14 protein-coding genes and 2 pseudogenes are annotated in these 17161 nt (G+C 29.4%); all 16 read right to left on the reverse strand.

The genetic code is table 11. The annotated features are described in order from the left end of the window. Positions 1–24 precede the first annotated feature (24 nt). Positions 25–411, reverse strand: coding sequence for an AAA family ATPase (locus I6I93_RS08930; protein ID WP_236587180.1), 387 nt, complete (start codon positions 409–411; stop codon positions 25–27). A gap of 279 nt (positions 412–690) precedes the next feature. Continuing rightward, positions 691–1494 (reverse strand): KilA-N domain-containing protein, encoded by an 804-nt coding sequence (locus tag I6I93_RS08935; RefSeq protein WP_022620611.1) that lies wholly within the window; start codon positions 1492–1494, stop codon positions 691–693. Between the two features lie 189 nt (positions 1495–1683). Continuing rightward, positions 1684–3204, reverse strand: coding sequence for a recombinase family protein (locus I6I93_RS08940; RefSeq protein WP_112890254.1), 1521 nt, complete (start codon positions 3202–3204; stop codon positions 1684–1686). Continuing rightward, complete coding sequence (locus I6I93_RS08945) at positions 3197–4885, reverse strand: recombinase family protein (protein ID WP_236587181.1); 1689 nt, start codon at positions 4883–4885, stop codon at positions 3197–3199. The genes I6I93_RS08940 and I6I93_RS08945 overlap by 8 nt, the downstream gene beginning before the upstream one ends. A gap of 46 nt (positions 4886–4931) precedes the next feature. Beyond that, positions 4932–6650, reverse strand: coding sequence for a recombinase family protein (locus I6I93_RS08950; RefSeq protein WP_112890256.1), 1719 nt, complete (start codon positions 6648–6650; stop codon positions 4932–4934). Between the two features lie 98 nt (positions 6651–6748). Further along, complete coding sequence (locus I6I93_RS08955; protein ID WP_000332792.1) at positions 6749–6916, reverse strand: hypothetical protein; 168 nt, start codon at positions 6914–6916, stop codon at positions 6749–6751. Positions 6917–7333: 417 nt separating this feature from the next. Further along, positions 7334–7745, reverse strand: a pseudogene (locus I6I93_RS08960) (RNA polymerase sigma factor). Between the two features lie 237 nt (positions 7746–7982). After that, on the reverse strand, positions 7983–9347 hold the full coding sequence (locus tag I6I93_RS08965) for an MATE family efflux transporter (protein ID WP_112890257.1): 1365 nt from the start codon (positions 9345–9347) through the stop codon (positions 7983–7985). A gap of 84 nt (positions 9348–9431) precedes the next feature. Further along, positions 9432–11174 carry an ABC transporter ATP-binding protein gene (locus tag I6I93_RS08970; protein ID WP_094210127.1) on the reverse strand — a complete coding sequence of 581 codons (1743 nt, stop codon included), beginning with the start codon at positions 11172–11174 and terminating at the stop codon, positions 9432–9434. Between the two features lies 1 nt (position 11175). After that, positions 11176–12888, reverse strand: a complete 1713-nt coding sequence (locus tag I6I93_RS08975) for an ABC transporter ATP-binding protein (protein ID WP_048950572.1) — start codon at positions 12886–12888, stop codon at positions 11176–11178. A gap of 3 nt (positions 12889–12891) precedes the next feature. Beyond that, complete coding sequence (locus I6I93_RS08980) at positions 12892–14307, reverse strand: ABC transporter ATP-binding protein (RefSeq protein WP_094210128.1); 1416 nt, start codon at positions 14305–14307, stop codon at positions 12892–12894. Positions 14308–14319: 12 nt separating this feature from the next. After that, positions 14320–15006 (reverse strand): energy-coupling factor transporter transmembrane component T family protein, encoded by a 687-nt coding sequence (locus I6I93_RS08985; RefSeq protein WP_000398547.1) that lies wholly within the window; start codon positions 15004–15006, stop codon positions 14320–14322. Beyond that, entirely contained in the window at positions 15007–15600 is a 594-nt protein-coding gene (locus I6I93_RS08990) for an MptD family putative ECF transporter S component (protein WP_002842188.1), read from the reverse strand. Between the two features lie 171 nt (positions 15601–15771). Then, entirely contained in the window at positions 15772–16170 is a 399-nt protein-coding gene (locus I6I93_RS08995) for a hypothetical protein (protein ID WP_036762271.1), read from the reverse strand. A 108-nt stretch (positions 16171–16278) separates the two neighbouring features. Continuing rightward, a pseudogene (locus tag I6I93_RS09380) lies at positions 16279–16383 on the reverse strand (hypothetical protein); the annotation flags it as partial. Positions 16384–16660: 277 nt separating this feature from the next. Further along, entirely contained in the window at positions 16661–17149 is a 489-nt protein-coding gene (locus I6I93_RS09000) for a lipase family protein (RefSeq protein ID WP_112890258.1), read from the reverse strand. Positions 17150–17161: the final 12 nt, after the last annotated feature.

A 17161-nucleotide genomic window follows, 5' to 3' on the forward strand; every position in this document is an offset into this window, starting at 1 on the left:
AAAAAATAACCCGACATAGTCGAGTTATAATTCTTCATCAAATAATAAGTTCATCATTCTTTCAGGGTCATCTAAGAATGCTTTGGTCACACTATAGGAATCTGTTTCTTTATAAGTTGTCCTCTCCAGTCCATTTTCGTTAAACTCGTAGATATCTGCATTGGGATAGGCGAGGATAATTGGAGAGTGACTTGCAATTATAAATTGTGAGTCTTTTTTCACTAGTTCATCTATTACACAGAGGAGAGACATTTGTGATGTTGGTGAAAGTGCTGCCTCAGGTTCGTCTAGAAGATAAAGTCCCTTGGGTCTAAATCTATTTATGATTAAAGACCTAAAGCTCTCGCCGTGGGATTGATCATGAAGTGACTTTCCACCATAAGAATCATAAAAATTTGTGGGACCAGACACTGCCAATTCTTCAACTTCTGTTGCGACGTTATAAAAGGATTCGGCCCTAAGAAAAAATCCATCCTCTTCTCTCCTTGGTCCCCTGGCTATTTCTAATAAGCTCCCGAGTTCTGAATGAGTTTCTTTTGTTGAAAAATTAAAATTTTTGGACCCACCTTCTGGGTTTAGACCCAGCGCAATAGCTATGCCTTCTAAAAGAGTTGACTTACCCTACAATGTCAAGCAATTGTTACATAAAATTAGACGATATTTCTATCGCCTAATTTATATACAAAACTTTTATTTTAACTTTTTTATACGTTCACTTTCTGTTAGAATCCTCATTTGTTCAATAGCAATTGCATTTAATTTTTCTATCCTTTCAGTTGCATCCATTCCCTCATTTATAAAAACAGCATTTAAGTTCTCAAGATTTGATAAACACACTAATTGTGATATATCAGCATAGTCTCTCATATTTCCTTTTAACTCCGGATTACTTTCACGCCATTCTTTTGCTGTCATTCCAAACAAAGCTACATTTAATATATCTGCTTCACTTGCATAGATATAGTTTATTCTTTCCTTTGATAATTTTTCAGGGACAAGATTATTCTTAATTGCATCTGTATGAATTTTGTAATTTATCTTTGCTAAATTCCTCTTGATATCCCAACCTAATTGTTTTTGTTCTTCTTCTTTTAAGCGCTCAAACTCTTTAATAAGATAGAGCTTAAAATAAGGTGATACCCACGACGCAAATTCAAAAGCTATGTCTTTATGTGCATATGTTCCACCATATCTTCCTGCTTTGGCAATAATTCCGATAGAATTCGTCTTATTGACCCATTGTTTAACCGATAAAATAAAACGATTAAAACCTGCTTCATTTTTAATTCCCTCGAATTCGGTGGAATTAAAATTCGCATTATACATTTCTTCCCATATTCCTAAAAATTCAATTGTATTTTTATTCCTTAGCCATTTTTCTATCAGTGCCACACCATTTTCAACATTTCTAACCATGTCGGTTAAAGAAATATAATCTCTATTATCTATGGCAATAATGCTAATTTCTGATCCTTCCACATTTATTTTAGACACAAAAATCACCTCACAATATCTCATTTTAACTATAATTATATCATTTTTTTGTTTGTTCCTAAATATTTACCCTATCAACTCATAGTAAACAGTACTATTTATTTCCGCAAATTTTCTCGTCATTATTTACATTTTGGCGTATTAAAATTAAAGTTGGCGAGATTATGAGTTACTTTTAATACTATCCATCTATATTTCTACAATTTCTATTTCTCCACTTCTTGATACAATTATCTTATCAATTTTATTGTCTAAATAAGCCTTCAATAAACTTTCTTCGTCTAAGACTGTAATATCCATTTCTTTCCTTGAATCAATCTTCTCTGACTTCAATTCTTCCAACTTACTCTCCAATAATATCTTTTTATCTTTGATAAAAGTTTTTTCCTTTAGATACTCCTCTTTCGAAATATTTTTCTTTTTATAGTTTTCATAGATGATTTGTAAATTACTGTTTAATATGGATATTTCCTTTAGAATCTCGTCTTTCACATTCTTGTGTTCTATGACTTTCTCTTCATTTAATGTGTTTTGTATCTTAAAATCTTTTAATTTGGGTTTTATAAGTTCAATAATATCTTTCTCTTTGATATTGTTTGGTGTTTTCTCAGCTTTACATAAATTACAATAATAACTTTTATACTTGTATATTTTATCAGAATTCTTCTTTTGTCTACTGTCACATCGAAAACTCATATGTCTACCACATTCTTTACAAAAAATCTTATCAGAAAAAATAGAACGATTTTTATTTCCTGTATATCCCCCAAAACTTCTTTTTTCTTTTATTTTCTTAACCTTATCAAACACTTCTCTGGAAATAATAGCTTTATGGGTATTTGGAAGTATTTTCCACTCCTCTTCAGGAAGTAAAATTCTTTTTCTTCCACCTATTTTTGTTTCTTTGAATTTATTATATACATAATCTCCTGTATATAGTTCGTTCCTTGTAATCTGTGAGATAGCTGCATTTGTCCAAACTCTTTTCTTTACTTCACTTCCGGTAATTAAATTTCCAGTATAATCAGAAAGTTTCAGTTCTTCTTTTCGTTCAGAGCGTGTAATATAACCTTTTTCATTAAATATATTAGCCACTTGAATACACGAATATCCTTTTAGCAATAAATCAAAAGCTTCTTTAACTATAAAAGCTGTTTTTTCATCAATGATGATACTATGTTTATCTTTTGGATCTTTAATATATCCAAAAGGTGCTGCCCAATTTATATTTTTCCCCTGCGATTTAATTTGCCTAATAGAACCTCTTACCTTTTCAGATAATTCCTTACTGAATAAATCATAATACAATGTCTTAAACTGTGTATCTGTATCTAAGCCATTACCTTGTTCTTTTAAAGAATCATAGTTGTCATTAATAGCAATAAATCGTATTTTTAGAAATGGTAATATATTGCTTAAGTAATCCCCAAGCAAAATATAATCTCTTGAAAACCTAGACATATCTTTTACAATTATAGTTCCCACTTTACCACTCTTTATATCCTCAATAAGCCTTAAAAAGGAAGGTCTATTTGTATTAGTAGCAGAATATCCATCATCTACATATTCTTCTATTTCACAACTTTTTAAAGATGTTTCATTTTCAATGTAGCTTTTTATATAATCTCTTTGATTTGCTATACTTTCACTTTCATCCACTTTGTGATAATCTTCTTCAGAAAGTCTTAAATATATAGCTATCTTATTCATGCTCTACCTCCAACTGCTTTCCCACATCTTTATCAAGTTTAAACTTAAAATATATGGTAACCTGCTTATACTCTGATATTTCTATATGACTAATTAATGTATCGACCAATTCTTTATCAACTTCTATGCTTTTAGCATCCAAGCAGCAAAATAGTACATCTATAAATTCTATAATTTCTCTTTTTTTCTTTTTTATATTTCTTATTCTTTCAGCAAAAACTTTTAATTCATTTTTTAAGGTTTTTATTTGATTATTTATTTTTTTACTTTCTATTTTAAAATCACTTAAAAGAACCTCTCCTTTAACATAGTTTTCATATTGTTCTTGTAGATTGATCCTAAGAGAAGCAATCTTTTTATTATTTACATCTGTTTTTAGAGAAACTTGATTTATCTTTTCAGTACTTATATTTTCTAAATATATTTTTAGTCGTAATCTTTTATCCTTTTTATAAAAGCTTGAAAACAGTCTTTTAAAGGTATCTACTAAAATTTTGTCTAGGTCTGTTTCATATATTCTGACATGAGATTTTTCTAATTTTAATCTGTCTCCACCTTTACAATAATAGCAATAGCAAATCTCATCATGATATTTCAGTCCTCGTGGTCCATATTGTTTTTTCAAATTTCTACCACAAACACTGCATTGTATGAGGTCGTCATACTTTCCTTCTTTTTTATGATCTCTTTGAATTTTTACTCCAACATTTTCTTTTCCGTCTTTTATTATGTTTTTCAGTGAATGGTAAGGTAGATAGTTTTGTTTTTTCTCCTTTATCTCTCTGATATTTTCAAATGTAGTTTTGTCTATTAAACCTTCGTGGGTGTTCTCTGTTATAATCCACTCTTCTTTATCACGAAACTTACTTTTCCTACTTGGATCATGTCTATTTGAGTAAACTCTTTGAATCAAATTCCCAATATATACTTCATCAGAAAGCATTTTTGATATATAAGAAATATCCCATTGTCTTGTATCTTCTTTATCCTTAAAAATTTTACCTGTTCTTTTATATTCATCAGGTGTCGTATATGTTTTAGTCAATTCTCTTGCTATTTGCATATTGGATTCACCTTGACTTGCCATATAAAAGATAAGTCTTACTACATCTGCTGCCTTTTCGTCCATCATCAGAACTCTTTTTCCATCAATTTTATCAACCTTATAGCCATACGGAGCCATTGCTCCTATAAAAGACCCTTGTTTCATTTTTATTTCTTTGGAGGCTTTTATTTTCTTTGAAATATCTTTTGCGTATAAATCATTGAAGATATTTTTTACTGCTATTTCATAACTCTGTTCTGATTTTATACCGTCTTTAGTATCCAAATTATCATTTACGGAAATAAATCGAACTCCCAAAAATGGAAATACTTTTTCGATATAGTTTGCGATTTCTAAATACTCTCTACCAAACCTTGACATATCTTTTACTATGATACAATTTATCCTACCTGTTCGGATATCTTCCATCATTTCAATAAATGCAGGTCTTTTAAAATTTGTTCCAGAATATTCATAGTCCTTGTATACTCTTAAAATCTTTATATCTTTTTCTTTTGCAGCATTTATACAAAGTTCTTCCTGCATTTCAAGTGAATTACTTTTATCCCTGTAAGCTTCCTTTCTTTCCTGTGATAATCTAGCATAAATACCGGCAATGTATATTTTTTCAATCACTTTTCCAACTTCTGTTTCTGATTGTGATATATGCCTATTTTTTGTTCTAGCCATAGCATACCTCACTTTCAGCACTTACAAGACTTTTATTCATAACAGTGGGGATAGTTTTTGACTTCCTGCTTATATCGATACTTTTCTTTTTTATGGTGTTAGATTTAATGTCAGACTTATCCATTTTTGTCATTTCTTCAAGTAAAGACAATTCTTCGGTATGATTAAACCTAACATCTATCGTTTTATCTTCAGAAATAAAAATTTTATCAATGAGCATCACAACAGACAATCTATCTATTTCCGATAAATTTTTATATTTGTTAATGTCGATGATCCAACTCTTATTTTTGTCAATCTTCTCCTTAGTATATTCCTGTTTTTTCAATCTATACTCGATACTTTCATCTAATTTAGTCAGTTTCTCTGTATAGTTTTTTCTAAAAAGTTGATATTCTTCTTTACTAATAACATCTTCTTTCAGGTCAAGGTATAGGGAAGATAAGAGTTCTTCTGTCATTGCTTTTTCTCGTTTTAGTATAGGAATTTGATTGTCTTTCAAATTTTTATTTATATCTATACGCTGAACTTTAGAATATAGATTTTCATTAAATTCAATGTAGGACTTCATTATTTTAGATACTGCTTTTATCAAGGTTTCTTCTTTTATGCTGTGTCTTGTGCAAGATTTTTCCTTGTTATACTTTGAACAGATATAGAATATCTCTTCTCTTTTTTTATACTTTACAGTCCTTCTAATCAAAGAACTTCCACATTCTTTACAAAAAAGCATTCCTGTAAAAATATCAATTTTGTCCTTTCCACGAGAATTATTCAAATCTCTTTTTAACATAGTATTTGCAATAGTAAAAACTTCTTTACTTATAATTGATTCATGGGTATTTTCTACTCTTATCCATTCTTCTTTCTCTTTTTCTATCTGCTTTTTATTTTTATAACTTAAAGTAACACTCTTTCCTTGTAAAGTATTTCCAATATATACTTCATTTTCTATAATTCTATTTACTGTCTTTGCTGACCAAGTTCCACCTTTTGTATTTTGAAATCCATTACACTTAAATCCTTGACTTTCTTTATATTTTCTTGGAGTTAAAACTCCTAAATGATTTAGTTCATCTGCAATTGCCTTTGAGGAATATCCCAAGAGTTTCATATCAAATATATTTTTGATAATATCTGATATCTCTTTATCAATCACTAACTTGTTTTTATTCTCCTCAGACTTTTTATATCCATAAGGTGCAAAAGCACTGATAAAGTCTCCTTTTTCTCTTTTTATCTTTTGAGAGCTTTTTACCTTATTGGAAATATCTCGGCAATAACTGTCATTGATGAAGTTTTTTATAGGAAGTATAAGGTGTGTATCGTTTATATCTGCACTTTTACTATCGTAATTGTCATTTACTGATATAAATCTTATACCGTTTTCCGGAAATATTCTTTGAATATATTTTCCAGCTTCTATATAATCTCTTCCGAATCTTGATAAGTCCTTTACAATAATTGTATTGAACTTTCTATCATAGGCAGCCTTTATCATTTCTTTAAAATTGGGACGATCAAAATTTGCACCTGAATACCCATCATCCACATACTCTTTGACAATTGTAATTTGATTTTTTCTTGCATAAGAGTTTATAATTTCTCTTTGATTAGATATAGAGTTACTTTCTGTTTTTTCGCCATCTTCTTTTGATAATCTTAAATACATAACTGCCAAATTTTCTTTTGCTAAATTGTTTTTAAACATAAAAAAGCCTCCTTTAATTCAATTTACATACAATAAATCGAACCAAGGCTAGGCTTCCACAAAAATATTATAACGCTCCTTATATTTTCTGTCAGCCCCTAATAGACAGAAAATTTTTCTTTGATGTATTCCTCTACTAAATTTTCTAAGCTAAATCCATTTTCATTAAATTTAACTTCTATATTCCAACCATCAATTTGATTTATCATCTGTTTATCTTTTTTATCTGTTTTCATTTCTGTATTTATATTATGTTCATCACACATAATATCTTCTCCTTATCTTCAATATTTTTAAGTTTTTTGACATTAACAGGCGTGTAGGTCACGACATTGGAATTTCACCACCGCCCCTTTTCAAGATGAGCCGGCAACAACTGTAGAAGTATCATTATCCCCATTTGCTTCAATGCATCAATTTCCTAGGTTGAATATATAATTTCTTTTTGTCGCTCGTTTTCTTTTATCCTTCTTTTAAACTAGAGTATTTATTTAAACCGAAATCCTTATCAGCAGAAAAGTTATGGCGAAGAAATTATAAAGCTCCACAAATGGTTAATGTCCTGTCTTGGTCTATTCAGTTGTCAAGGTTCAAATTTCTATTAATTTCTTTTTTTATATAAAAGAGGACAAAATTCCCCTTCACTTTATAAAGGAAAATTTGCCCTCTTTGGTAACCATAATTTATAGTTCTTCTATAAATTTCTTTAGTTTTTCTAAAATTTTATCTCGTCTTTTAATTAAAGTTGGATGTGAGATATTTTGAGTCTTCGCTACTGCACGAAGTGTTTCATCATTGAAATATAATCTTTCTATGATTTCCCGCTCATCCCTATTTAACTTTGACAAAGCACTTTTTAGTGCTTCAATCATCATTTGTGTAGCTACAACTTTTTCTACATCAACGTTTTTATCCTCTAAATTATCTTCGAAATTCCCATCATGATTTAGGGACGAAAAAAAAGAGCAAGTGGTTTTTCTTGTCCACCTGCTCTAAATATTTTTCATGTTCTCTTTCTTGCCAGTAGACTTTGTATATCTGCTCGCTTACTTTGATTTTTTGCCCACCGACATAAAGGTAATATTCTTTTGTCATTTATGTTTCCTCCATTCTTTTTTGTCTTTATGTTTTCAGACAAAAAAAGGAGGACTCCTGCTCTTGGGCATGGTTAGTCCTCTAGAATGAAAAAAACTCTTTCTAATAGTAATTGTATTTAATTTTTTAACTGAGTTATCTAACTTGTAAATAGCGTAAACCAAAGAAAAAAGGTAAATGTACTTTAATTATATTTATTTGCATATTTCCCTCCATTCTTTTAAATAAACCCACTTATTATTCATTACTTGAATTTTTCAAACTAATTTTATCCATCCTATTTAATTCCCCAAACATCATTACTACACCAACTATTATCATAATTAAATCTACAAGGGGTTCTGCAAACCATACTGCTTTAACTCCAAATATCATTGGTAAAATAATCATGGCAGGTATGAATAAAAATAACTGCCTTAGCATGACTATTATGCCAGCTTTTTTAGCGTTTCCTATTGATTGGAAGAATGTTATAGTCATTACCATTACTCCATATAGGATAAAGATAGAATAAAATAGTCTAAAGTTCCCTATCCCTTGAGTTATAATACTTTCTTCTACTCCAAACAAAGAAAGAATATTCTTTGAAAATGCTAATGCTGGCACCCAAAATATTGATGCAAGAACTAACCCTCCGATAGAAAATACTTTCATAGCTTCTTTTACTCTATCGTATTTTTTCGCTCCAAAATTTGTACCAACTACAGGTTGTAAACCTTGACTCATTCCCCAAAGTGGAATGAATGAAAAGGCATATATTCTAAGTGTTGCTGCCATCAAGATAGCATTTGTATCTCCGCCATATTTAAATGACATTTTATATAGCATTGTTTGTTGAATCATAAATAAAATTTGCATCATCATAGCAGATGACCCTACGCCAAACATTTCTTTTTTTATTTCCTGATCAGGTTTGATTTTATTTATTTTTACTGCTTTACTTTTATATTTGAAGTAATGGAGTGTTATTATTGCTTGAACAAATTGTGCTGTAATAGTTGCAAGTGCAGCCCCTTCAATTGCATATTTTCCCATTAATTTCATTAGAATGGGATCAAGAATTATGTTTAAAAAAGCTCCTAGCCCCATAATGAGCATTGCTTTTTTCATTAATCCTTCTCCACGCATAACCATGTTTGCTGATTGAGTAAAGTTTACAAATAAAGAACCAATAAAAATTACTCGTAAATATCTGATACCATATTCTTTAATTTCTCCACTTGCTCCAACCATATCTAAAAAATGTGGTGCAAGTAAAATTCCGCCTATTGTAATAATTGATGAGAATAGAATAACCCAAAATATTAAATTCCCCATAATTTTATCAACTGTTTTTTTGTCGCCCTTTCCTATAGCTCTTGATAAAACCGATGCTGAACCTACACCAATAAGTGTAGATACTCCACTATTAAAAAAGGTAAGTGGCATAGCTACACCACAAGCTGTCATTGCAGTTTGTCCTATAATATTTCCTGCAAAAATTCCATCCATTAGTGGATAAAGACCTATTACTATCATTCCTATTACAGCAGGGATAGATAATTGAAAAAGTAGGTCTATAGGTCTTTTGCTTAATAATTGTTCTTTCATATCTTGTTTCATAAAATCATCCTCCTTTTTTCATATTCTTAAAATCCAAACCACTTGTAGGTTCGTCAAAAATTAAGATTGATCTATTACTCAAATTTAAATCTTCCACTTTTCAGATTGTTTTCTGATTTCAATAAAATCCTTATATATTCCATGTTTAGATGCAAGTTCACTATGTGTTCCTACTTGTTTTATAACACCATCTTTTAAAACAACTATCTGATCTGCATTTTTTACAGTAGAAAGCTTGTGTGCAATTACAATAACGGTTTTGCCTTTTAATAAGTTTTTCAAAGCAATCAATAATTCTTTTTCATTTTCTGGATCTACGCTTGAAGTTGCCTCATCAAGAACTACAAACCTACTCGGTTTTAACATGGCTCTTGCAATAGAAATTCGTTGACGCTCACCACCCGATAGATTTGAACCCCCTTCTTGCAAAACAGTTTCATAAGCTTGTGGCAATTTCATAATAAAATCATGGCACTGAGCTTTTTTGGCAATATCTATCATTTCTTCATCTGTTGCATTTGGATTACCAAACTTAATATTGTTTTTTATGGTATCATCAAAAAGATACACGTCTTGAAAAACAAAGCTAAAATTTGAAAGCAATTCATCATACTTGTACTGTTTAATATTTAGATTTCCAACTTTTACTTCGCCAGAATTTACATCCCAAAACCTCGCCATTAAATTGCAAAGTGTTGTTTTACCACTTCCTGAAAATCCAACAAGAGCAGTAGTTTTTCCATCTGGAACAAGCATACTTAGATTATTGAAAAGATTTTCTTTTCCATAAGAAAATGAAATATTGTTCATTGATATTTCTGCTTTATCTACTTCTGTCATTTCACCTTCTTCAATTACAGGCAAATTTCTTAAATTTATAACAGTATTAAGATTTCGTACAGCAACACCCTTAATACTCTGCATACTTCCTGCTAATTCAAATCCAGAAAAAACAACAAAACTCATAACAATTAATATAATAGCTTTAGTAACTTCAATATCCCCTGATAAATATCTTATTATAGAACTAAAAATTATCACACAAATACCAAGTTTAAATACTAACAAGAATAAAAACTGTGTTGGAACTAAAATTTTTTCTACAGCAAGGAAGCCTTTGCGACTTTTTGTAATACTTTCGTTTAGTTCCTTGACTGTATTTTTATCTTTTCCAAATGCTTTAGTTATTCCTATCCCATTTACATACTCAAGCATTTTTTCACTTAAATCCAATTTAAGTCCTAACAATCTCTCTGTTAGTTGATCTGTGCTTTTTTGTGTGAATAAGTTTACTAAGGTTCCAACAATCAAAGTCAACAATATAATTATAGCTGTTGCAAAATCATAAGGTAGTATGAAAATAACCATAATTAGTGTCTGTATTGTACCTACAAGCATTTGCTCAATAATAAAAACTCCTATTGTTTCAAGTTCACCTATAACAGTTGACAATGCTCCTGCTATATTCCCTAAAGAATTTGTGCTGAAATATCCCATGTTTACATTTTTTAAACGATCACCAATATATAATCTATTTTCTGCTCCTAAATTGTACGAAGCAATATATTTGTTTTTATCAGCCAGATATCCAAATATAATTTTCCCCACCAAACTTATAGCTGCAATAATAAAAACAATATACACATCTTTCATTAAAATGCTTTGGTTCGTAAATATATTTTCACAAATTTTGGTCAAACATAATAGAATTGCACCTAAAGAAACTCCTTCAAATACTCCCTTAAATACATCAAAAATAAGCATTTTTGTTATTTTATTTGAATATGACCCTGACACCTCATATAAAGTTTTTATCAATTCTCTCACTTTATATCACCTCGATTTCTTTAGATTCTGTATATACATCCCACATTTTTTTGTATCTCCCATTTAACTCTAGTAATTGTTTATGAGTGCCTTCTTCAATTACTTCTCCATTATCCACCACAATTATTTTATTTGCATTTACAATTGTAGATAACCTGTGAGCTACCATAATCACTGTTTTATCTTTAATTAACTTATCAATAGACTGTTGAATAACTGATTCATTGTCAGGATCAGAATATGCTGTTGCTTCATCAAGTAGTACAATAGGACTATTCTTTAAAAAACACCTAGCTATTGCAATTCTTTGCTTTTCTCCTCCAGAAAGATTTGCTCCTCCCTTCCCTACAATAGTTTCATATCCATTTGGTAGGCCCTTTATAAAATTATAGCAACTCGCTTTTTCACAAGCTTCTTTAATTTCATCCATACTCGCATCTTCTTTCGCCATCTTTAAATTTTCTAATATTGTTTTATTAAAAAGAAAGTTTTCTTGCGATACATAGCTAACAAGCTCCATATTCTGTTTTAAAGGCAATTCGTTCAAATTTGTTTTTCCAATTAAAATTTCTCCATTAGAAACATTCCAAAATCCTGCGATTAGTTTTGTAATAGTAGACTTTCCACTACCTGAATTTCCAACGATTGCAGTTAACTCATTTTCATTTGCTTTAAACGAAATATTATTTAATACATTCTTTGACTCTTCATATGCAAATGTAACATCTTTAAACTCTACATCATAAGATTTTATATCTCTTACTTCTTCTCCTCTTTTTAAGTTAGGAATTTCCATTATTTTTTTTATTTCTTCAAATACAACTTTTATATTTGCTATTGTTTCCATATGACTCATAGCTTTTATTAATGGTTTATATGAAGCATATGATAGCAATATACACGTGATAAGAGTTCCTACTTCAACACTACCCTTCATAAAGAAATACAATGAAGCTGGTAAAACGAATACCATAGTTGACGGGATAGTTTCCATAGTTGCTGTCATTGAAAAACAAACACTCAAATACCAATCAAGCATTGCGTTCTTATTCTCTTCAACAGTCTTTCTAAATTTCCCAAATGATGATGCTGATTTATTAAATGCTTTTATAACTTTAATACCATTTACATATTCAACCATTGTCGTATTCATAGCTTTAGCTGCTTCTTGGTATCTTTTAGATTTTTCTTCATAACCTCGCATCATTAACATTGAGAACAATAATCCTAATGGAATTGTAAGTAAATTTGCAATTCCTATTCTCCAGTCCATTATAAAAATTGTTATGATCAATACTATAGGAATGAATATATTAGCAATAACTTCTGGAATCACATGAGCAATCGGTTTTTCCATTTTATCAAGTGTTTCCACCATAAATTGAGACCACTGTCCGCTGCTTTTTCTTTCAACTTCTCCCATAGAAATTTTACTTAATTTGTCAGCTAATAACTTTCTTTTATCTTCAATAATCCTGTAGGCAAGATTATGAGAAATAATAGTAGATATTTCATGAAATAATATACTTGCCAAAAATCCCAAAAATACAGCAAAAATATATGGATAATAATTATTTAAATTTGCATTTTTTGCAACCAAGTTATTAATAATGGCTGCTACAGAAAAATAAGGTATTACACCAAATCCTACTCCTATTATCGCAATGAATACAGCTGCGAAAATCTTGCTTTTATGTCCCTTTAAGATATCCATCTTTTACCTTCTTTCATAAAATCTTTTTATTCTGCCATCGCAAATTTCCAATAATTTATTACATGTACTATCAATCAATTCATTATCATGCGTAACAATAAATATAATTTTATTATTTGAAAATTCTTTAATGACTTTGCTTATTTCGAGCATATTTGTATAATCAAGTCCACTCGTTGGTTCGTCCAAAATAATAATTTCTCTATTCATTAACATCCCCAATGCTACAGAAAGTCTCTGCATTTGACCTCCTGATAAGCACATAGGATGACGATTATCTAATTTTTTAAGATCTAATTTTTCTAGAATATTATCTATTTGCTTTTCATCTATTTTAGAATCAAATAAACTAAATTCATCTCTTACAGATTCCGAAAAAAACTGATGAATTACATCTTGCATAACCATATAACAAAGTTTTCTTCGTTTTTTATATTTTATGGGACTTCCTTTATAGCTTATTTTTCCTTCGTTTTCTTTCAACAGTCCACACAAAATTCTCATTAATGTTGTTTTTCCTTGACCATTTTTACCTGTTATTGCAATAATATCTCCCTTGTTTCCGGAAATATTTATCTTATCTAAAATTTTTTGTTTCTTATTTTCATATTCTAAATTTGAAACTACAAAGTCATCAGATTCACAAAATGTGACAGGATTTGCAAAATCATCATTTTTCTTTCTTACAAAAGTTCTAAGTCCTAGTTTCTTTCGTGAGTCATCACTAATTGAAGAAAATTCCACATTTGAAAAAACATATTTTATTTTTCCGTCTTGTAAATAAATAGCTCTATCAATTAAATCCATTAAATAATAGAGTCTATGTTCAGAAATAATAATTGTCTTGCCCTGAGTTTTAAGATTTATAAGCATCTCTCTTATTCTTTCAATGCCATACTCATCAATATTTGCAGAAGGTTCATCAAACACATATACATCTGGATTGGTAGCATAAATAGATGCAATAGCAAGTAATTGCTTTTCTCCACCTGACATCATAAAAACATTTCTGTTTTTTAATCTTTCAATTCCCAAATCACGTACCACTTTAAAAACTTGTCTTTTTATTTTATCAGGGTTTTCACCTAAATTTTCTAATCCAAATGTTAGTTCACTATCTGAATCTAAATTAAAAAACTGTGTTTTGGGGTTTTGAAAAATTGTTCCCACTTTTTCAGAAATTTCATATATCTTCATTTGTTTTGTGTTTATCCCATTTATAAAAATATTTCCTAATAAATTTCCCTCTAAAAAATGAGGAATCAATCCATTGATTAATTTTGTTATAGTTGTTTTCCCAGAACCAGATTTTCCGCATAATAAGATAACTTCTCCTTGATTAATCTTTATTGAAATTTTCTTTAACTGTTCTTCTAAGCTTCTCTTATAGGAATATGAAGCTTCATTTATATTAATCATGTTTCGTACCTCTTATAAAAATAACTTGAACTTTAAATTAAAGAACATCAGAATGCATAATAGAATAATTATTAGATCCCAAATGTTAAATCCTGCATCATCCATAAAAGTCTTTCTTGCAGGATTTTCTATCCCTCTTACTGTAATAGCCTGAGCTAATTCATCTGCGGTATTAGAAGCTGTAACTATTAATGATATTAGTCCTAATTGTATCTTTTTAAATCCAGTCACGCCTCTTATTTTTATTGCATCTGAGATTAATATTTTTTCTTCTCTTAAAGATGGAAAATATCTGATGCCTATTGCTAGAGAAATAATTAGGCTTTTTGGAAAATGCATCATTTTTAAGGCATACATAATATTTCGTATAGGATTAGTTTTTACAAGAATTTGACCAACTAAAAAAATCGGTATTAACTTAGGAGCATGAATCACCAATAATCCAAAATGTGCTGATATGACATCTGGTAGAATCGGCAAAACAAAATATTTCAATCCCTGTAATAATACAAACATAGATAATGCCTTTAAAGATATTTTAACAAGTCCCATAAATAACGCTATAATAGCAACAATTAAAAGAATAAAAAAATCTAATTTTAAGCTATTATTTGCAAAGCTAATAATACTAACTGAAATCAAAAAAATGATTTCAGTTAGTGGATTTAGCTTTATAATGCCTCTTACAATACCCTCCATTTACATAATTCCAGCTTTCTCAAAACGTTTTTTGAACATTGCTTTACCTATATATGCACCAATGACTCCTCCAATAAATGCAGTAATGATCATCCCGATAAGTGTTGGAATTGAAATTAAAGTTTGTAATTTATTTACATATTCTGGACTCATTCCCATTTTAATAATAGACTTCATATAAGATTCTTGGAACAACCACATAGGCAATGGTGAGCCAATCAACCCAATGCAAATCAATCCTGAAGATACTATTACGCTTTTTTGACTTTTATATCCCAAAATTTTTCTAGTAATTTCTGCTAAAACCCCTGCAATAACGCAAGTTATGACAATTGTAAAAGTGCATTCTCCTATAGCAAAATATATAATCCCTGTAATTGCTATCAAAAGTAAAGCCGTTCCTGGTTTTGGCACCTTAGAGACCAACAACATGTAAATAAAATTACATATTATGCCTGTCATTGCTGGCCATAATAACCAAAGTATCGGAGAAAACACAGGAATAAACATTACCGCCATGGATAACGCCATATAAATCACTGAAAAAATGCCGATGTTAACTAAATCTTTTGTTTTTAATTTTGATTCATTCATTTGAATACCTCCATTTAAATTTTTATATTTATTTACCAGTTACAATATGATTGATTCAAAATAATCTTTACTGGTAAATTTTTTTTATTTTTGTTTACTTTCCATAAAACGCAGAAAATCGGGATTAACCCGATTTCAAAATTTATTATTTTTTAATTTTATATTATGTTTTCATTTAATAATCCTCCTCCAACCAAAATTCATTGCTGCCTCCATCATATCGATAAAATTTAAGGCTTCATTATATGGATACCTATGTGTGATTACCTCAAATAAAGGCGTACATGCCATTGTATAAAGAACATGAAGTTCATCATCATTCAAATCATTTACTTCAATCTTTTTTTCTTTAAGAATCTCAATTAATTTCTTAGCGCCCTGCACTTCAAGATTCACTAAATCATGACGAATTGATTCAAATTCCGTACCATGAGAACAGTTAAACAGAAGATTAACTATAGGATCGTTTTGGTAAATAAATTCCAATAATTCCCTATTACTATCATCAGATTTTTCTCCAAAAGCTTGTAAACCATTTACTTTAATTTCTTCAATCGCTTGATTTGTCAATTCTTTACTTCTTCTGTATAAGTGATTAAGTATAGGACTTACAAGTACTTTAAAAATATCTTCTTTAGATTTAAAATGCTTATATATTGCACCAGGCGTAATTCCTGCATTTTTAGCAATAGTGCGAATAGAAGCCTCTTCGAATCCATGCTCTGTAAACTCGCTTTTTGCACTTTTTAATATTTTCTCTATTGTAACATCTTTGTCTCTCAGTAAGTTTCACCTCCCAAATTAAGATAACACCGTTTACTATATTTTAGCATAAAGAAGCTAATGAAGTCAACAATCACTATCAATTACATTTTTTTATGATAACATATTATTTAATTATCTATAAATTCTCTTGTTAGGTCCGCTACTAGTTTCCATTCTGGATCAAGCATACAATCATGACACACATCGTCTAAAACAACAATTTTTGATTTATACAACTTAGCTGATTCTATTACTGATTCTCCGAGTAAACAATTGTCATTTTTAGAATATATGGTTAAATTGGAACATTAAATTCTATTTTTTTAATTGAGGAATAAATAACAGGCAACATTCTTATGCTTAGAGGTTCCTTATTCATTTTATCAATATACTTTTTAGCGTTATTAACTCTTCCAGAAAAAAAGAATTCTTCCCTTGTCAACTTAATATAATTCTTATTAGTAAAGAATAAATTTTTAATCCTGTTTTCAATTGGAAATGGCATTAAAAAAACCATTGATTTCGGCACACAATCTTTATAAGTTTTTAAAAATTCATTTATAAACAAATTACCCATAGAATGTGTTATAAAAATAAACTCTGTATCAATTTTTTTAATATTTTCCCTTAATATTTTCATAGAATCTTTTAAATTTTTAGCTTCTTTTGATAATGCATGCACATGTAAATTGTATCCTTTTTCCTTAAAGTATGGTATAAAATGTTCATTCCAGCACCATTCATAATGAAAAGCTCCACATACTAAAATAATTGTTTCTTTCATGACTACTTATTT

This window comes from Peptoniphilus harei (assembly GCF_016726485.1).
Taxonomy (GTDB): Bacteria; Bacillota; Clostridia; order Tissierellales; family Peptoniphilaceae; genus Peptoniphilus_A; species Peptoniphilus_A harei.